Genomic DNA, 14,962 nt, shown 5'->3' with positions numbered 1-14,962 from the left:
TTTCGCTGATGAAAAAGCAGAGTTGCTGCTCACGGCTTTCCAGGTACCGCGTAGAGCACTGCATCAAAGGTACTGGGCGAGTGACAGCGCAGGTAGAAGCGGTAGCCCAATTCATAGCCTTGCAACTGCTCGGCTATTTCCCAGAGGTGCTCCGCACGGTGGTAGATGCTGATGGCCAGGTGCGGGCGATGTGCACGCAGCAGCGCCTGCGCGCCGCGTAGCGCTGCCGGCTCTTCGCCTTCGATATCCATCTTGAGGAAGTTCGGCGCAAATCCCGGCAAGGCATCATCCAGGCGCACACAGCACACCGGATTGCCGCCAGACTCGACCAGGTGACCACCCGCCCCCAGGCTGGGGTCATATCCGCTCAAGCGGTTGCTGTCGGACACGCCGCAAGGGAAGTGGATCGCGCCCGGCACCTTGCCAAGCTGCGCCGTCAGCTGGCGGTAGTTATCCAGATCCGGTTCGAATGTCGCAAGGCTGGTGAAGGCAAACCCGGCAGCCAGCAATTCCTCAACCGTGTCGCCGACGTAGGCACCGCAATCGATAAAGCGCAGTGGTTCCGGCAAGCGCGGCAGGTCTGCCGGGAAATACTGCTGGCCGGTAACCGCAGGAAGGCAACGCGGATCACCCAGGGTGCGGTACTCGACGATTGCGTCCAACAGCTGCTTGCTGGCTTCATCCTCAAGCGCAGCGCGCAACGCTGCAATACGCGGTGCATGCTGTTCATAGAATGCGGGGGCAACCAGCCAGTAACGAAATGGCTGGTCTTCTGGATAAAGGCGCACGAACTCGACCAGGCTGACCAGACGGCCAAACCCCAACGCCTCCAGATCATCGAAAATGGTCTTGGTATCCACATGGGCGTTGAACACCCCGATCAACACACAGGCTTTGGCCGGGTCATGCCTGGCAGCCCAGCCCTGAGCGCTGAAGACCGGCACACCGTCCACCTCACCCAGGCTTTCATCACGATCGAGAAAAGCATCCACGCGCTGCCCACGAGCAGCCAGGTAGTCCCGTACACGCTGCCCGGCGAGCCTGCCCCCGTAGATCAGCAGGTGATCGTAGCCGAACTCATTCGCCATGATCCGCTACCTTGATCAGCACGGCATGCCCATTGAGGTTATGCAGGAAGCGATACCCGCTGTTCTGCGCGACGAACTCATCGACCATGCGCGTTACCCCTTCACAGCCATAAAACCCGTAATCGTCGAACACCACCACGGCGCCGCGCACGAGCCTGGGGGCAGCCCAAAGCAATACATCGCGGGCGGACTCGAAAACGTCCACATCGATATGCAGTAACGCCAGCCTGTCACTGACCTGCTCGGCATTGCGCTCTGGGAACATGCCGACCAGCACGCGCACGCTGTCTTGCACTTGGCAACGCTTGGCCAACTCCAGGACCAGATCAACACCGGTGTCGGCATGCTCGCCGCCGCGGTAGTCGGTGTCCTGTGCCCCGGCCTTGACCACGCCAGTGAACGTATCAGCCAGGAACACGCTACGCCCCTCACGCTGACCGGCCATTGCCAGCAAGCACCCCGAGCCACCGCGCCACACGCCAACCTCGAGGAAATCACCCTCGACGTGCTCAAGCTGACGCGCCAGCGTCCACAGCTCGTACAAGCGCATGATGTCGACCAGCGTGTGCTGACGCACGCTCTCGTAGGTATTCAGAAATGCGCTGTCATTGACCCAGGGCGCGTGGCTGGCCATGGGCAGCACGCGGGCATGACGCACCCGCGGCGATTTTTCATGCGCCCAGTCGCGCTGGCTACGCAGGTAGCCGTAGCACAACCCGGTCAAGCGGCGCTTGAGCCACACTTTCATGCCCCGGCATCCAGCGAAACGGCCATCTGCTGCGCCAGCTCTTCGCGGCTGAGGAACGGATACAGGTCTTCCAGGGCACCGGTTACCGGCTTGCCATTTTCATCCATGCGGGTCATGACCCGCGGAATCCGTGGCTCTTCAACCTGGACCAGCACCTCGATGATCACCGGGCCATCGCGCTCCAGCACAGCTTGGAGGTTGGCCTGCAAGTTGGCATGCGACTCGATGCACGCGTAACCCACGCCATAGGCACTGGCCAGCTGGGCCAGATCCGGCAGTTGCAGGCCACTGGTGGCATCGGCACCGACCAGCAGGTTGAAATGCGCACTTTGCGATGCACGAATCGAGGCATAGCCCTGATTGTTGATGACAAAGCATTTGACCGGCAGCTTGTGCGCGGCCAGGGTCGCCAGCTCCTGGATGTTCAACTGCAAGCCACCGTCACCTTCAACACAGACGGTCGGCTGGCGCCCGGAGGCCAGGCACGCGCCGATTGCCGACGGAATGCCGAAGCCCATCGAGCCCGTGCCACGGTTGTGGAAGCAACGCTGGCCCTTCTTGAGGCGCAGATTGAGCAGGAACAATTCGGAAGCGAAGCCCGAACTGCCCGGCGCGATCACGTCACCTTCATTGAGCAGCGAGGACAGCTGGTCGGTGAAGTAGTACATGCTCACGCCCTGGCTGTCGTCGGCGTGCTCGCTCTGCAGCAGCGGGTATTGCTCGCGCCACTGCGCGATGCGTGCCAGCCAGTCAGCGTAGGACGGCAGGCGATCACGGTCGATTTGCGCAGCCAAGGCTTCGATGAAGGGTTTGACGTCGGAGACTACCGAGACCTCGATGGGCATCTGCAGCTTGGCGATTTCCGCAGGGTCGATATCCACCACGACTTTCTTCGCATAGGGCGCGAAGTGAGCATGGTTGTAAGCGGTCAACGCCATGTCCAGGCGCGAGCCAAGGACAATCAGCAGGTCGCAGTTCTGCAGCGCAAAGTTGGCCCAGCGCGGTGCAATGGAGCCGGGACGGCCACCGTAAAGTGGATGCTCGTCTTCGATGATGTCCATGGCCAGCCAGGTCGGCATGACCGGTACGCCTGCGGCTTCGATCAACTGGTTGAATGCGTCAACCGCACCCGCCATGCGAATGCCGCTGCCGGCGATGATGCCTGGGCGTTTGGCTTGGCGCAGCAAACTCAGGGTTTGCGCAACCGCCGCGCTGATGTCCGCTTGCTCGCTGGCCGCAGGCAACTGCGCCCGGCGCAAGGTCGCAGGGTCAATCCGGGCAGCCTGCACGTCCAGCGGTACATCCAGCCATACCGGGCCACGACGGCCGCTGAGCGCGGCATGTTCAAGCTGGTCGAAGACCTCGGCTACCGCCTCGGGATCGGTCAGGGTGACCGCTGCCTTGGTAATCGGCTCGACAATCGAAACGATGTCGGCTTCCTGCACGCCAAGCATGCGCAGGCCAGTGCCGGCTTTGAGGTCAGCACTTTTGACCTGGCCGGACACGAAGAACACCGGTGTCGAGTCCAGCCAGGCACCGAGCACTGCGGTAACCGTATTGGTTGCACCCGGGCCACAGGTGGTCATGCACGCCGCCGGCCCACCGGTGAGCTTGCCGGCGGCTTCAGCGGCAATCGCCGCCGCCTGCTCGTGCAGGCACAGCACCGGCTCAAGTTCAGGGTGGCGCCCCAACGCGTCGTTGAGGTGCATGGCACCGCCGCCTGGCAGGAAGTAGACCTGCCCCACGCCCAGACGCGCCAGGCGCTCCATGATGTAGTCCGCTACACGGATAGTCTGTGTCACCTTGAATTCCCCCTCGAAACCGGCGCTTACGCAAGCCGCGTCAAATACTGCAGTGCCGACCAGAAGCCGGCACCATGATCCTTGTGCCCTTGCCAGACTTCAGGAATGAAGCTGACCTCGGGATGTTGGCGAATCTGTGCCCAGCTGGCCGGCCAGTCGATGTCGCCGGTGCCCATCAGTACGCCTTCGCCGTTGGTGCCCTTGGCGTCGGCCACGTGCAGGTGCGCCGAGTGCGGCAGCAGCAGCGCCAGTGCGGCCTGGAAGTCGAGGCCGAAGTGGAAGCAGGTCATCTGCAGGTGCGACAGGTCCAGGCACAAGCGCAGGCCGTGCTCGCGAGCCTGCGCCGCCAGTTCGTCGGGCATCATGAAAATGTTCTGGTGGCGCTGGCCGCCGAAGTGCCAGGGGAACGGCGCCATGTTCTGCGGGATCAGCTCTGTGCCGGCGAAATCCACCTGGCGGCAGGCCTCATGGAAACGCTCGTAGAGCTCGGGGCGCATGGCCAGCGGGCGTGGCGCGTCGGCAGAAAAACCACCGATGTTGGCGACGATCAGCCGGGCATCGGCGGCGGGGAAGAACTCGCCGATCTGCAGGGTGGCATCGACCACGCGCTGCAGGTTGTCGATGGAGCGCCGGCGATAGGCCGGGTCGTCCGCAACCAGGTCCAGCAGTTCGCTGTTCTCGAACAGCTCCGGGGCGTGCACCACCAGGCGCGAGCATTCCACCTGGGCCAGGAAGGGCTGCGGTTTCAGGCTGAGGTCGCGGTAGGACAGGTGGAACTCGAACAGGTCCGGCTCGATGCGCCGACGGTAATCGAGGAAGTCGTGGTAGCGCACCGGCACACCCCAACGAATCGGCATGTCGAACGCCAGTTTCTGCTCGGCGGGCTGCTCCTGCAGGTCGCTCTCGAACAAGAAATCGCCCTGGGCAATGTCGCGCTGGGCGGGCTTGCCCAGCAGCTCCGGCAGCCGGTACGGCGCCAAGCCCTGGCCGGGGCTGGCGATACGCAGCATGCCCGGCTCCAGGACTGCACCACGGGGGATCTCGCGTGCGGCGATCACGCTCTTGCCGAGGTTCTCGCGGTTCAGCAGTTCCCCCTGGCTGGCATGACGGCCAGGGCCTTGCCATGGCAGCGCCAGCTCCAGCTGGCGAATGCCGTCCACCAGTTGGCGGAACTCGGTAGGCTCCAGGCTGGCCAGGTGATCCGGGCCTTCCATGTTGCGGTCCAGGGTAATGTGGCGCTCCACCAGCTTGGCACCCAGGGCCACGGCACCGAGGGTGATGGCGATACCGCGCTCATGGCCGGAATAGCCGATCAGGCCGTGCAGCTGCTGCAGGCGGCGCAGGTAGCCGAGCTGGATATCCCCTTCCGGCGCCGGGTAGGCGCTGTTGCAGTGCAGCAGCGCGAAGGGCGTGCCCAGGGCATTGAGCTGTTCGATGGCACGGATGATTTCGTGCTCGAAGGACATGCCGGTGGACAGGATCAGCGGCTTGCCCAGGCTGGCGGCCTTGGCGATCAGGTAGGGGTTGCAGAGGTCCGCCGAGGCGATTTTCAGCGCCGCCACGTCGAACGCTGCCAGGGCATCGACACTGGGTTCATCCCAGGGGGTGCACAGGTAGGTGATGCCCTGTTGCGCGCAGTAGGCGCGCAGCTGGCGGTGCTCGTCGAGGCTCAGCTCGACCTTGTCCAGCAGGTCCTGGATGTACTCCACGCCGAGGTCTTCGGCCCGCGAGCCATCGGCCTTGCGCCGGTACAGCGCCTCGCGGTTGCGCAGCTGGAACTTGACGCAGTCGGCGCCCGCCGCGATGGCGGCATCCACCAGTTGTTTGGCCAATGCCAGCGAGCCGTTATGGTTGTTGCCGGCTTCGGCGATGACATAGACGCGCTCGCCACCCAGGGCGATGCCGTCGAGAATAATCGGGGTCATTGGATTTTCGTCCGCCAGGAAGTAACACCGCAGGACTCGAAGCGGAAGCCTTGAGTCTGGCAGCCCAGTGCGCGCACCGCATGCACCACTCGCTGGCGGTGCTGGGGTTGTACGTAGAACAGGAAGAAGCCACCGCCGCCGGCGCCGAGCAGCTTGCCGCCGAGCGCGCCGGCCGCCAGTGCAGCGGCGTAGATTTCATCGAGGCGCCCATGGCTGATGGCCGAGGAAAAGCGCTTTTTCAGGCGCCAGGCTTCGTCCAGGCACAGGCCGAAATCGCGCAGCTCGCCGCGAATCAGATAGCGGTGCATGCGCCGGCACAGCGCCACGCTGGCATGGAGCAGGTCGGTTTGCGAGGCCTCGGCCTGCATCTCCTCGCGTTGCAGATCATGCAGGCGGCCGGAGTCGTGGGAAATGCCGGTGTCGCACAACACCAGGCAGGATTCCAGCTCATTGCGGATCGCCTCTTCCAGGCGAATCGGGTGCACCAGGTTGCGCTGGTTCTCGAATTCGATCAGGTTGAAGCCGCCGAAGGCCGAGGCGTACTGGTCCTGCCAGCCACCGGCGATGCCGAAGCACAGGCGCTCGGCCTGGAACGCCAGTTCGGCGATCTCGTAGGTGCTCCAGCGATCCTGGCGCAGTTCGTTGAATACCGCGATGGTGGCCGTGGTGGCCGCGGAGGAGCCGCCCAGCCCGGAGCCCACCGGGAAGTCCGAACGCAGGTAGAGGTCGAAGCCGTATTGCGGCTTGATCACCGAAACGATGGTCGCCAACAGGCTTTTTTCACTGGCGGCCAGCAGGTCTGCCAGGGAGTCGTAGTCCTCCTCGCGCCCCAGGTCCTCGGAGAAGATGCGGATGCCACGGTCGCCCCGGGGAACCAGGGTGGCATGGGCATAGAGACCGACGGTACAGCTGAGCACCGCTGCCGGGTGGTCGATGAAGAAATAGGTCAGGTCGGCACCGCCGCCGCAGAAGCTCATGCGTACCGGCGCACGGGCCCGTGCCAGCACCGGCACTTCCGGGCTGGCCGCCATCAGGCGGGTGTAGACCTCGACCAGGCGCCCCTGCTCATCCACGGCCGGGATGGCGTTGAAACCAAGGTCGAATGCCTTGAGCAACTCCTCGCGCGATGCATCGGCCTGAACAGCGCGGTAATGGCTGTTCATGCAGGTGGTTACCGGCAGGTCGGTCTGGCCGCCCTGCAGCAGGTGGCGACGTACGTCACCGTTGGTGACCACACCCAGCAAACGCTGATCGTCGGCCACCACGAAGGCGATCTGCAAGGCGCCGGCCTCGATGCACTTGACCGCATCAAGAATGCTCTGGCGTTCGCCAATGCTCAGGGTCTGCACCAGCAGGCTCATAGCGATGTATCCGGAAAAAATTCGTCGGTGTAGCGCGCGAGCGATTCTGGCGTGCCGATATCAATGAAGCGCCCGCTGTAATCGACAACGGAAACGGCCTCGCGCTGGAGCAACTCGGGCAACAGATCGTGCTCCATGGAGCAGGCGCCAACGGGCGTGGCGGCGAAGGCCGGCGCGGTGAAGGCATAAACCCCCGCGTTGATCAGGCCGGGCCCCTGCAGGCCCTTTTCCTGCAAGCCAGCCAGGTGCCCCGTGGCATTGAGCGCCAGGCTGCCATAACGGCCGCGGTCATCGACCCGCGCTGCCAGCACGGCATTGCCTTCGCCCAGCATCATCTGCCGATAGCCTTGCGCGTCAACAAAGGTGTCGGCGTTGAGTACCAGGTAGCGCCCCTGAGCCGGTTGCTCGCGCAACGCGTTGAGCAGTGCGCCGCCCGTGCCCAGAGGGCTCTGCTCCACCACCAGCGACAGTGGCAGCCCCGCATGGCGAGACAACTCGGCAAGCTGCTCGGCCACCTGCTCGGCGCGGTAATGCGCGCACAGTACGCCTTCGCTGATGCCGGCACGGGCCAACTGGCTCAATACCCGCGCCAGAAAGGGCTCACCGTGAACGGGGACCAGGGCCTTCTGCGCGTCCGTGACGCTGCGCAGCCGTGTACCGAAACCGCCACACAGGACATAGGCGCGCATCAGCACAGCCTCTGCAGGAAGGTTTCGAGACTGCGCGCCGCATGCTCCAGATGGTCATCGCTCAAGCCCGGCCAGAGGCCGATCCAGAACGTGTCGTTCATGATCTTGTCGGTTACCGGCAGCTCGCCGGCAACCCGGTATTGCTGCCCCTGCATGTAGGGCTGGCGGGTCAAATTGCCGGCGAACAGCAGGCGTGTACCCACGCCCTGTTCGTCCAGGTAGCGCAACAGCTCGACGCGCTTTACGCCACAGCCGTCGCGCAGGGTGAGCGGATAGCCGAACCAGGAAGGGTCACTTTCGTGGGTGGCCTGCGGCAGGATCAATTTGTCCGCACAACCGGCCAGGCGCTCGCTGAGCCAGGCGAAGTTGCGCTTGCGCGCGGCAACGAAATCATCGACCCGGTCCATCTGCGCCAGTGCGCATGCGGCCTGCATGTCGGTGATCTTCAGGTTGTAGCCCAGGTGCGAGTAGGTGTACTTGTGGTCGTAGCCTTCCGGCAAGCTACCCAGCTGCCAGCAGAAGCGCTTGCCACAGGTGTTGTCCTCGCCCGGGGGGCAGTAGCAATCGCGGCCCCAGTCGCGGAACGACTCAATGATGCGCTTGAGCAACGGAGAGTCGGTGAACACCGCTCCGCCCTCGCCCATGGTGATGTGGTGCGCCGGGTAGAAGCTGAGGGTGCCGATATCGCCAAAGGTGCCGACCATGCGCCCCTGGTAAGTGGAACCCAGGGCATCGCAGCAGTCTTCGATCAGCCACAGGCCGTACTTGTCGCACAGGGCGCGGATCACACTCAGGTCGAAGGGGTTGCCCAAGGTATGGGCCAGCATGATGGCCTTGGTCTTCGGGCCGATGGCCGCTTCGATCAGCGCCGGGTTGATGTTGTAGGTGCCCATCTCGACATCGACGAACACCGGTACCGCGCCGAATTGCAGGATCGGGTTGACGGTGGTCGGGAAGCCGGCGGCAACGCCGATCACCTCGTCGCCAGGCTTGATCGCCCGGTCGCCGAGGCGTGGCGAGGTCAGGGCGGAAAACGCCAGCAGGTTGGCCGACGAGCCGGAGTTGGTGGTGAGTACGCAGCGGCGCCCCAGGTACTTGCCCAGGCGCTTTTCGAACGCCTCGTTGAAGCGCCCGGTGGTCAGCCAGCCATCCAGCACGGCCTCGGTCATGGCCTGCAGTTCGCCCGCACCGATCACCTTGCCGGCTGGCGGAACGCTGCTCTGCCCGGCCACGAAGGGTTTGGGCGCCATCTGCAGCTCGGCGTAGCGCCCGACCAGCTCGGCAATCTGTTGGCGCAACTGCTGCGCCGTACTGTCACTCATGGGTTCCGCCTTGGTGAACCGCGAGCTGCTCGCGGGTAACGATGTTCATATCACGCCCTGCGCGCCAGGCCAGATGCCAGTCCAGGGTATGTTTCAGGGTGTCATCCAGCGACCAGCGCGGCGCCCAGCCAAGCCTCTGCCGGGCCTTGCTGGAGTCCAGGGCCAGCAGACCGGCTTCGTGCGGCTGGGCATCGCTGGCAATCGACCAGCGCGCCTCGCCTGGCCAACGGCTGGCAAGACGTTCGACGATCTCGCCGACGGTGGCCAGCCCTGCGCTGTCAGGGCCGAAGTTCCAGGCTGCGGCATGCTGCTCGGCGTCGGTGAGCAAACCCTGCGCCAGCTGCAGGTAGCCCATCAGCGGGTCGAGCACGTGCTGCCAGGGCCGCGTCGCATCGGGATAACGCAAGGTCACCTCTTGACCGTCCTGCCAGGCGCGAAAGATGTCCGGCAACAAGCGGTCGGCAGACCAGTCCCCGCCCCCCAGCACGTTGCCCGCGCGCGCAGTGCCCAGGGCAACGCCAGAGGAACGCAGGAAAGAGTCGCGGTAACTCGCGCACAGCAGCTCGACACAGGCCTTGCTGCTGCTATAGGGATCGAAGCCGCCCAAGGCATCCTGCTCCCGGTAGGGCCAGGGCCACTCGCGGTTCTCGTAGCACTTGTCCGTGGTCACCACCAGCACGCCACGCACGGACGGCGTGGCCCGCACCGCTTCGAGCAGGTTGAGCGTACCCATGACATTGGTTGCGTAGGTGTCCGCAGGCGCACGATAGGATTCACGCACCAGTGGCTGAGCGGCCAGATGCAGCACCAGTTCGGGCTGAAAATCCTGCAGCGCTCGGGCCAGGGCCGAGGCATCACGGATATCGGCGATATCGCCGGGTACCTGCTGCTGCAGCTGCGCAACCTGCCACAGCGATGGCGTGGTTGCGGCAGGCAAGGCGAAGCCACGCAGTTCGGCGCCCAGCTGACGCAACCATACGGCCAGCCAACCGCCCTTGAAGCCGGTGTGCCCGGTCAGCAGAACGCGGCGCCCCGCCCAGAATGCAGGATTCAGCGCCATAGCTGCCATGCGGCTTCGCCGTTCTTCCAGTGTGCTTCGAGCAGCATGCGATCACGCAGGGTATCCATCGGTTGCCAGAAGCCACGGTGCAGGTGGCTCATCAACTGGCCGTCCTCGGCCAGACGACGCATGGGCTCGTTTTCCCAGGTGGTGCCATCGCCGGCGATGTAATCGAGCACGGCTGGCTCGAGCACGAAGAAGCCGCCATTGATCCAGCCACCGTCGCCCAGCGGTTTTTCCTGGAAGCCGCGTACCTGTTCGCCCTGCACATCCAACGCGCCATAACGCCCCGGCGGCTGCACGGCGGTAACCGTGGCCAGCTTGCCGTGCTGCCGGTGGAAGTCGATCAGTCGGGGAAGGTCGACGTCGGATACACCGTCGCCGTAAGTCAGGCAAAAGGTTTCATCGCCAACGTACTCACGGACACGCTTGAGGCGGCCACCAGTGGCGGTGTTTTCGCCAGTATCCACCAGTGTCACCCGCCAAGGTTCGGCATGGCGGTTGTGGATATCCATGCGGTTTTGCGCCATGTCGAAGGTCACGTCCGACATGTGCAGGAAGTAGTTGGCGAAATACTCCTTGATCACGTACCCCTTGTAGCCCAGGCAAATGACGAAGTCGTTGATACCGTAGTGCGAGTAGATCTTCATGATGTGCCAGATGATCGGCTTGCCGCCTATCTCGATCATCGGCTTAGGGCGCAGGTGGGATTCTTCGCTGATGCGTGTGCCCAGCCCACCGGCCAGAATGACTGCTTTCATTGTGCTGTTGGTCCGCATTGGTCGGAGGGGTGACAAAAAACTGTCCCCTGGCCCTTTATGCTAGCCAAAGCAAAACGCATGCCTGCTTTAAGATGGCGGGCGCTGCGGAATCGGTTTTGTCCCGGCGGACTTTTTGATCAATGCCAGCGCGGCTCCGGCGGCTCACCGATAGCCGCAGCATAGATGGGGATGCAGGCTACCTATACCGATCTCTTCGCGAACAAGCCTGCGAAGAGATCGGTACAGGCGCAAGACCGGGCGTCAATCCTCCGCCTGGTCCTCGCCGCCCTGGCGACTCATGCCGTACTTGCGCATTTTCTCGACCAGAGTGGTACGACGAATACGCAAACGTTCAGCCGCACGCGCAACGATACCGTTGGCATCGTCCAGTGCCTGCTGGATCAGGCCCTGCTCCAGGCTGCCAAGGTAGTCCTTGAGGTCCAGCCCTTCTGGCGGCAGCATGGCGTGGTTGGCGAAGTTCGGCGTATGGCCGTTGATGGCCACGCGCTCTTCGAGGTCGCTGCGCAGGCTGTCCACCAACTGCTCGTCTTCGTCGTCGACATAGCGGAACTTTTTGGGCAGCTCCGACACGCCGATCACCCCATACGGATGCATGATCGCCATGCGCTCCACCAGGTTGGCCAGCTCGCGCACGTTGCCCGGCCAGCCATGTCGGCACAGCGACATGATCGAGGCGGAGTTGAAACGGATCGAACCGCGCTTCTCGTGCTCCATGCGCGAGATCAGCTCGTTCATCAGCAGCGGGATGTCTTCGACGCGCTCACGCAGCGGAGCCATCTCGATGGGGAACACGTTGAGGCGGTAGTACAGGTCCTCGCGGAAGGTCCCGTCCTCGATCATGTTCTCGAGATTCTTGTGGGTTGCGGCAATGATGCGCACATCGATGCTTTGCGTCTTGTTGCTGCCCACGCGCTCGAAGGTGCGCTCCTGCAGTACCCGCAACAGCTTGACCTGCATGGGCAGCGGCATGTCGCCGATTTCGTCGAGGAACAGCGTACCGCCGTTGGCCAGTTCGAAACGCCCGGCACGGCTGGTGATGGCCCCGGTGAAGGCGCCCTTCTCGTGGCCGAACAGTTCGCTTTCGAGCAGCTCTGCCGGAATCGCCCCGCAGTTGACCGGCACGAAGGGTGCCTCACGGCGCTTGGAGTGGTAGTGCAGGTTGCGCGCCACCACCTCCTTGCCGGTGCCGGACTCGCCGAGGATGAGCACGCTGGCGTCGGTGTCGGCCACCTGCTGCATCATCTGCCGCACATGCTGGATGGCACGGCTGGTGCCTACCAGGCTGCGGAACAGGTTGGGCTCGCGCTGACGACCACGTTCGCGGGCCTGGTCGTACATCTCGCGGTACACCTGGGCGCGGTGCAGCGAATCGAGCACCTGGCTGTAGCTCGGCGGCATCTCGAGATTGGACAGCACGCGACGGCGCAGCTCCTCGGGGAACTCGGCAGAAGAAATATCGCCCAGCAACAGCACCGGAAGGAACTCATCCCACGCCGCCACTGTCTTAAGGAGCCCCAGCACACTGGCCGGCGCCTTCACTGCCCCGATCAGCACGCACAGCACTTCGCGGCTGGAGGCAAGAGACTCGACCGTCTGCTGCCAGTCATCACTGGAGCACGGGAGGTTTTCTTCGCCGAGAAAGTTCAGGACCACCGCCAGATCGCGGCGGCGAGCGCTGTCGTCATCGATCAGGAGAATCTTGGTTTCACGCCACATGCAATAGCAACTTCCCTAGTCATATCGGCGCCCGGCGGGCGTGCGCGACATCATCCCGACTGAATGGTCAGTGTTCGGACGTCTGAATTTCGAAAACAGCCACTAGTTAAGTCAAAAAGGCCTGCATAGTCAAATTTATGGCGCCTTTTCCCCAGTTCGGTGCATCTTAACTGAACAAATGGTAAACCTTCGACGCATTCTTTGCTTGATTGATCTGCGTCATTTCATCGGCGATAGCCTGCCGCTCGCCCATTGTAACGTCGAGCAGTTCGCGGTAGACGTGCAGCAAGTCTTCAAGACGCGCCTTGACCACCGCTTCGTCCAGTGCCGGCGCCTTGAGCATGTCGTCGATACAGCCACGGCAGCTCTCATCGAGCCTGCTGATCGCGTCCCAGTCCCGCGCGCCCAAGGCGGCGAGCAACGCTTCACGGGTTTCGTCGAATCGTTGCAGCTCGCAATTCACCTTGCTCTCCCCCACCGGCTCAGCCGGCATGCTGTGCGTCGGCGATGGCATCCCAACCACTCTTGACGGTGATCAGCAGTTGCGCAACTTCGTCGATGATCGCCGGATCGTTGTCGATGTTGGCCTGCATCAAACGATTGGTCATGTAGGCATACAGGCTGGAAAGCTGCTCGATGTAGGCCGGGTCGTGGCTCTTCTGCGCATCCAGGCCGTCGCTCAGGCCGATGATGATGTCGATCGCCTTGCCCAGCATCAGGCCCTTCTCGGCGATGTCGCCACGGGCCAGTGCGCCCTTGGCCTGAGCCATGCGATCGAGCCCACCTTCCATCAGCATCTGCACCAGGCGATGGGGTGTGGCTTCGGAAATCTGGGCATGGGAATTGACCTTCTGGTACTGACGAAGGGCTCTCATGGGATTCATCTTGCGACCTCGTAACGGGCAAAAAACTTAAGGTTCGATAGTCCCTGTATCGGGCCGGATGGCCAAAACTTTACCGGCCGGTGCAAAAAGGCCGGGCATCAGGCCCGGCCATTCGCATCAATCACTGATTACTTGTCGCTCTTGGCGTTGTTCAGGGCGTTGAGCGTGCCCAGCACGTTGTTCTGCTGCTGGCGCAACTGGGTGACCAGGGTGTCCATGTTGTTGTACTTGTCCTGCAGGCTCTTTTGCAAGGCCTCCATGCGCGTGTCCAAGGTGTCTTGTTCGGACTTGAGCTTGGTCAGGCTTTCGGTCAGGGTCTTGCTGCGCTCGGCCAGGGTGCCGGTGGCAGCCTTGGCGTAGGGCTCGGTGACACTCTGCAGGCGCGCAATCAAGCCGTCCTTGCCGTTGAAGATGCTGGTAAGGTCAGCGGCGTTGGTGGCAGCGGCTTTATCCCACTTCTTGTCGTCCAGGCTCAGCGCACCGCCGTCCTGGGCGGTAGTGACGCCAAACGCAGCAAGCGACTTCAGGGTGCCGTTGCCGGACAGTGCATTCATTTCTTCGCGGATGGAGGTCATCAGCGCACGCATGGACGCATCACCGGTAAGGGCTGCCGCAGTCACGGTGCCGTCGGCATTCTTGGTGACCCTGGTCTCCGCGTTGACCACCTTGATCAATGCGTTGTAGGTATCGATGAAGCCCTTGAGGCCCGACTTCAACGCAATCGAACTGGTGGACAGGGAAAGCGTCGTTACTACAGGCTTCGTAGTGCTGGTATCCTTAGGCGAAACGCCCACCAACTTGATGTTCAGGCCACTCACCGCATCGGTGATGTCATTGCTCTTGGACTTCATGGCAATGCCATCGAGCGTGTATTCGGCGTTCTTGGGCGGATCCACCTCGGTATACCCGACGTCGACACCTGAGTTCCCGCCCAGCGTGATCTCGGAGCCCTCGCCCATCTTGGTGGACGTAATGACCAAGCGCGAACCCGCGGCATCGGTCAGGATGTTGGCACTGAAGCCCGCCGTGCCGAACTGGTTGTTGATGTTCTCACGCACGTCTTGCAGCGTGGCCCCCGGGGGAATGCTCACGTCGTGAGCCTTGCCGTTCTGGGTGATGGTCAACTTGGTCGTACTGGTCGTGGCGTTGACCACGCTGGTCGCGCCACCGGCGTATACCTTGGTGGAGACCTTGGAAGCCGACGCCAGCTGGGTCACCACCAGGCTGAAGGAGCCGTTGGCGGCGCCCGCCCCTGCGGTGATGGTCGCAACCTTCTCGTCCGAGGATTTCAGGGCCAGGCCACCGAAGCTGTTGCCAGTGGTCATGCTGGTCAAGGCGCCACGGAAGGCGTCCAGCGCTGCCTGGATCTTGCCGATAGAGGACAACGTGGTGGTTGCCTTCAGTGTCTGGGTATTGATCTGTGTCTGTTTCGGCGCCTTTTGCGCGTCCACCAGAGACTTCACAATCGCCTGGGTATCGATGCCCGATCCGATACCGCTGACTGTTGTACCTGCCATCATTGCTCTCCTTGTTCAGTAGCTGCCGGATCCTTGGCGGATAAATCCATCAAATGACCGACAGCAAC

Annotated in this window: 13 protein-coding genes; all 13 read right to left on the bottom strand. The window is 63.0% G+C overall.

The window, feature by feature from the left end; all coding sequences use genetic code 11:
* Positions 1-29: 29 nt before the first annotated feature.
* The 13 genes from ACQ4N9_RS02300 to fliD all read right to left on the bottom strand — a co-directional run bounded on the left by ACQ4N9_RS02300 (position 30) and on the right by fliD (position 14,894).
* Positions 30-1,088: an FkbM family methyltransferase gene (locus ACQ4N9_RS02300; protein WP_390967271.1), complete on the bottom strand. Its 1,059-nt coding sequence runs from the start codon at positions 1,086-1,088 to the stop codon at positions 30-32.
* Positions 1,078-1,836, bottom strand: a complete 759-nt coding sequence (locus ACQ4N9_RS02295; RefSeq protein WP_390967270.1) for a TylF/MycF/NovP-related O-methyltransferase — start codon at positions 1,834-1,836, stop codon at positions 1,078-1,080. Before ACQ4N9_RS02295 ends, ACQ4N9_RS02300 begins: the two co-directional genes overlap by 11 nt.
* Positions 1,833-3,638, bottom strand: a complete 1,806-nt coding sequence (locus ACQ4N9_RS02290; RefSeq protein WP_390967269.1) for a thiamine pyrophosphate-binding protein — start codon at positions 3,636-3,638, stop codon at positions 1,833-1,835. The genes ACQ4N9_RS02295 and ACQ4N9_RS02290 overlap by 4 nt, the downstream gene beginning before the upstream one ends.
* A 26-nt stretch (positions 3,639-3,664) precedes the next feature.
* Complete coding sequence (locus ACQ4N9_RS02285; RefSeq protein WP_390967268.1) at positions 3,665-5,563, bottom strand: N-acetylneuraminate synthase family protein; 1,899 nt, start codon at positions 5,561-5,563, stop codon at positions 3,665-3,667.
* Positions 5,560-6,924, bottom strand: coding sequence for a CBS domain-containing protein (locus ACQ4N9_RS02280; protein WP_323828350.1), 1,365 nt, complete (start codon positions 6,922-6,924; stop codon positions 5,560-5,562). Before ACQ4N9_RS02280 ends, ACQ4N9_RS02285 begins: the two co-directional genes overlap by 4 nt.
* On the bottom strand, positions 6,921-7,613 hold the full coding sequence (locus ACQ4N9_RS02275) for a sugar phosphate nucleotidyltransferase (protein WP_390967267.1): 693 nt from the start codon (positions 7,611-7,613) through the stop codon (positions 6,921-6,923). The genes ACQ4N9_RS02280 and ACQ4N9_RS02275 overlap by 4 nt, the downstream gene beginning before the upstream one ends.
* Entirely contained in the window at positions 7,613-8,935 is a 1,323-nt protein-coding gene (gene rfbH / locus ACQ4N9_RS02270; protein WP_390967266.1) for a lipopolysaccharide biosynthesis protein RfbH, read from the bottom strand. Before rfbH ends, ACQ4N9_RS02275 begins: the two co-directional genes overlap by 1 nt.
* Entirely contained in the window at positions 8,928-10,004 is a 1,077-nt protein-coding gene (rfbG, locus tag ACQ4N9_RS02265) for a CDP-glucose 4,6-dehydratase (RefSeq protein ID WP_390967265.1), read from the bottom strand. Before rfbG ends, rfbH begins: the two co-directional genes overlap by 8 nt.
* Positions 9,986-10,756 carry a glucose-1-phosphate cytidylyltransferase gene (gene rfbF / locus ACQ4N9_RS02260; RefSeq protein ID WP_110991873.1) on the bottom strand — a complete coding sequence of 257 codons (771 nt, stop codon included), beginning with the start codon at positions 10,754-10,756 and terminating at the stop codon, positions 9,986-9,988. Before rfbF ends, rfbG begins: the two co-directional genes overlap by 19 nt.
* A gap of 261 nt (positions 10,757-11,017) precedes the next feature.
* Positions 11,018-12,493 (bottom strand): transcriptional regulator FleQ, encoded by a 1,476-nt coding sequence (gene fleQ, locus ACQ4N9_RS02255; RefSeq protein ID WP_125859531.1) that lies wholly within the window; start codon positions 12,491-12,493, stop codon positions 11,018-11,020.
* A gap of 166 nt (positions 12,494-12,659) precedes the next feature.
* The gene (locus tag ACQ4N9_RS02250; protein WP_258646682.1) at positions 12,660-12,956 is read right to left on the bottom strand and encodes a flagellar protein FliT; all 297 of its coding nucleotides are present in this window, start codon (positions 12,954-12,956) and stop codon (positions 12,660-12,662) included.
* Positions 12,957-12,975: 19 nt separating this feature from the next.
* Positions 12,976-13,377 (bottom strand): flagellar export chaperone FliS, encoded by a 402-nt coding sequence (fliS, locus tag ACQ4N9_RS02245; RefSeq protein WP_258642670.1) that lies wholly within the window; start codon positions 13,375-13,377, stop codon positions 12,976-12,978.
* A 128-nt stretch (positions 13,378-13,505) separates the two neighbouring features.
* Complete coding sequence (fliD, locus tag ACQ4N9_RS02240; RefSeq protein WP_390967264.1) at positions 13,506-14,894, bottom strand: flagellar filament capping protein FliD; 1,389 nt, start codon at positions 14,892-14,894, stop codon at positions 13,506-13,508.
* Positions 14,895-14,962: the final 68 nt, after the last annotated feature.

The organism is Pseudomonas sp. ES1 (genome assembly GCF_050586605.1).
In the GTDB taxonomy this organism is placed as follows: domain Bacteria; phylum Pseudomonadota; class Gammaproteobacteria; order Pseudomonadales; family Pseudomonadaceae; genus Aquipseudomonas; species Aquipseudomonas sichuanensis.
Note: the sequence above shows the minus strand (reverse complement) of the source record. Positions and strands in the feature narration are given on the sequence as shown.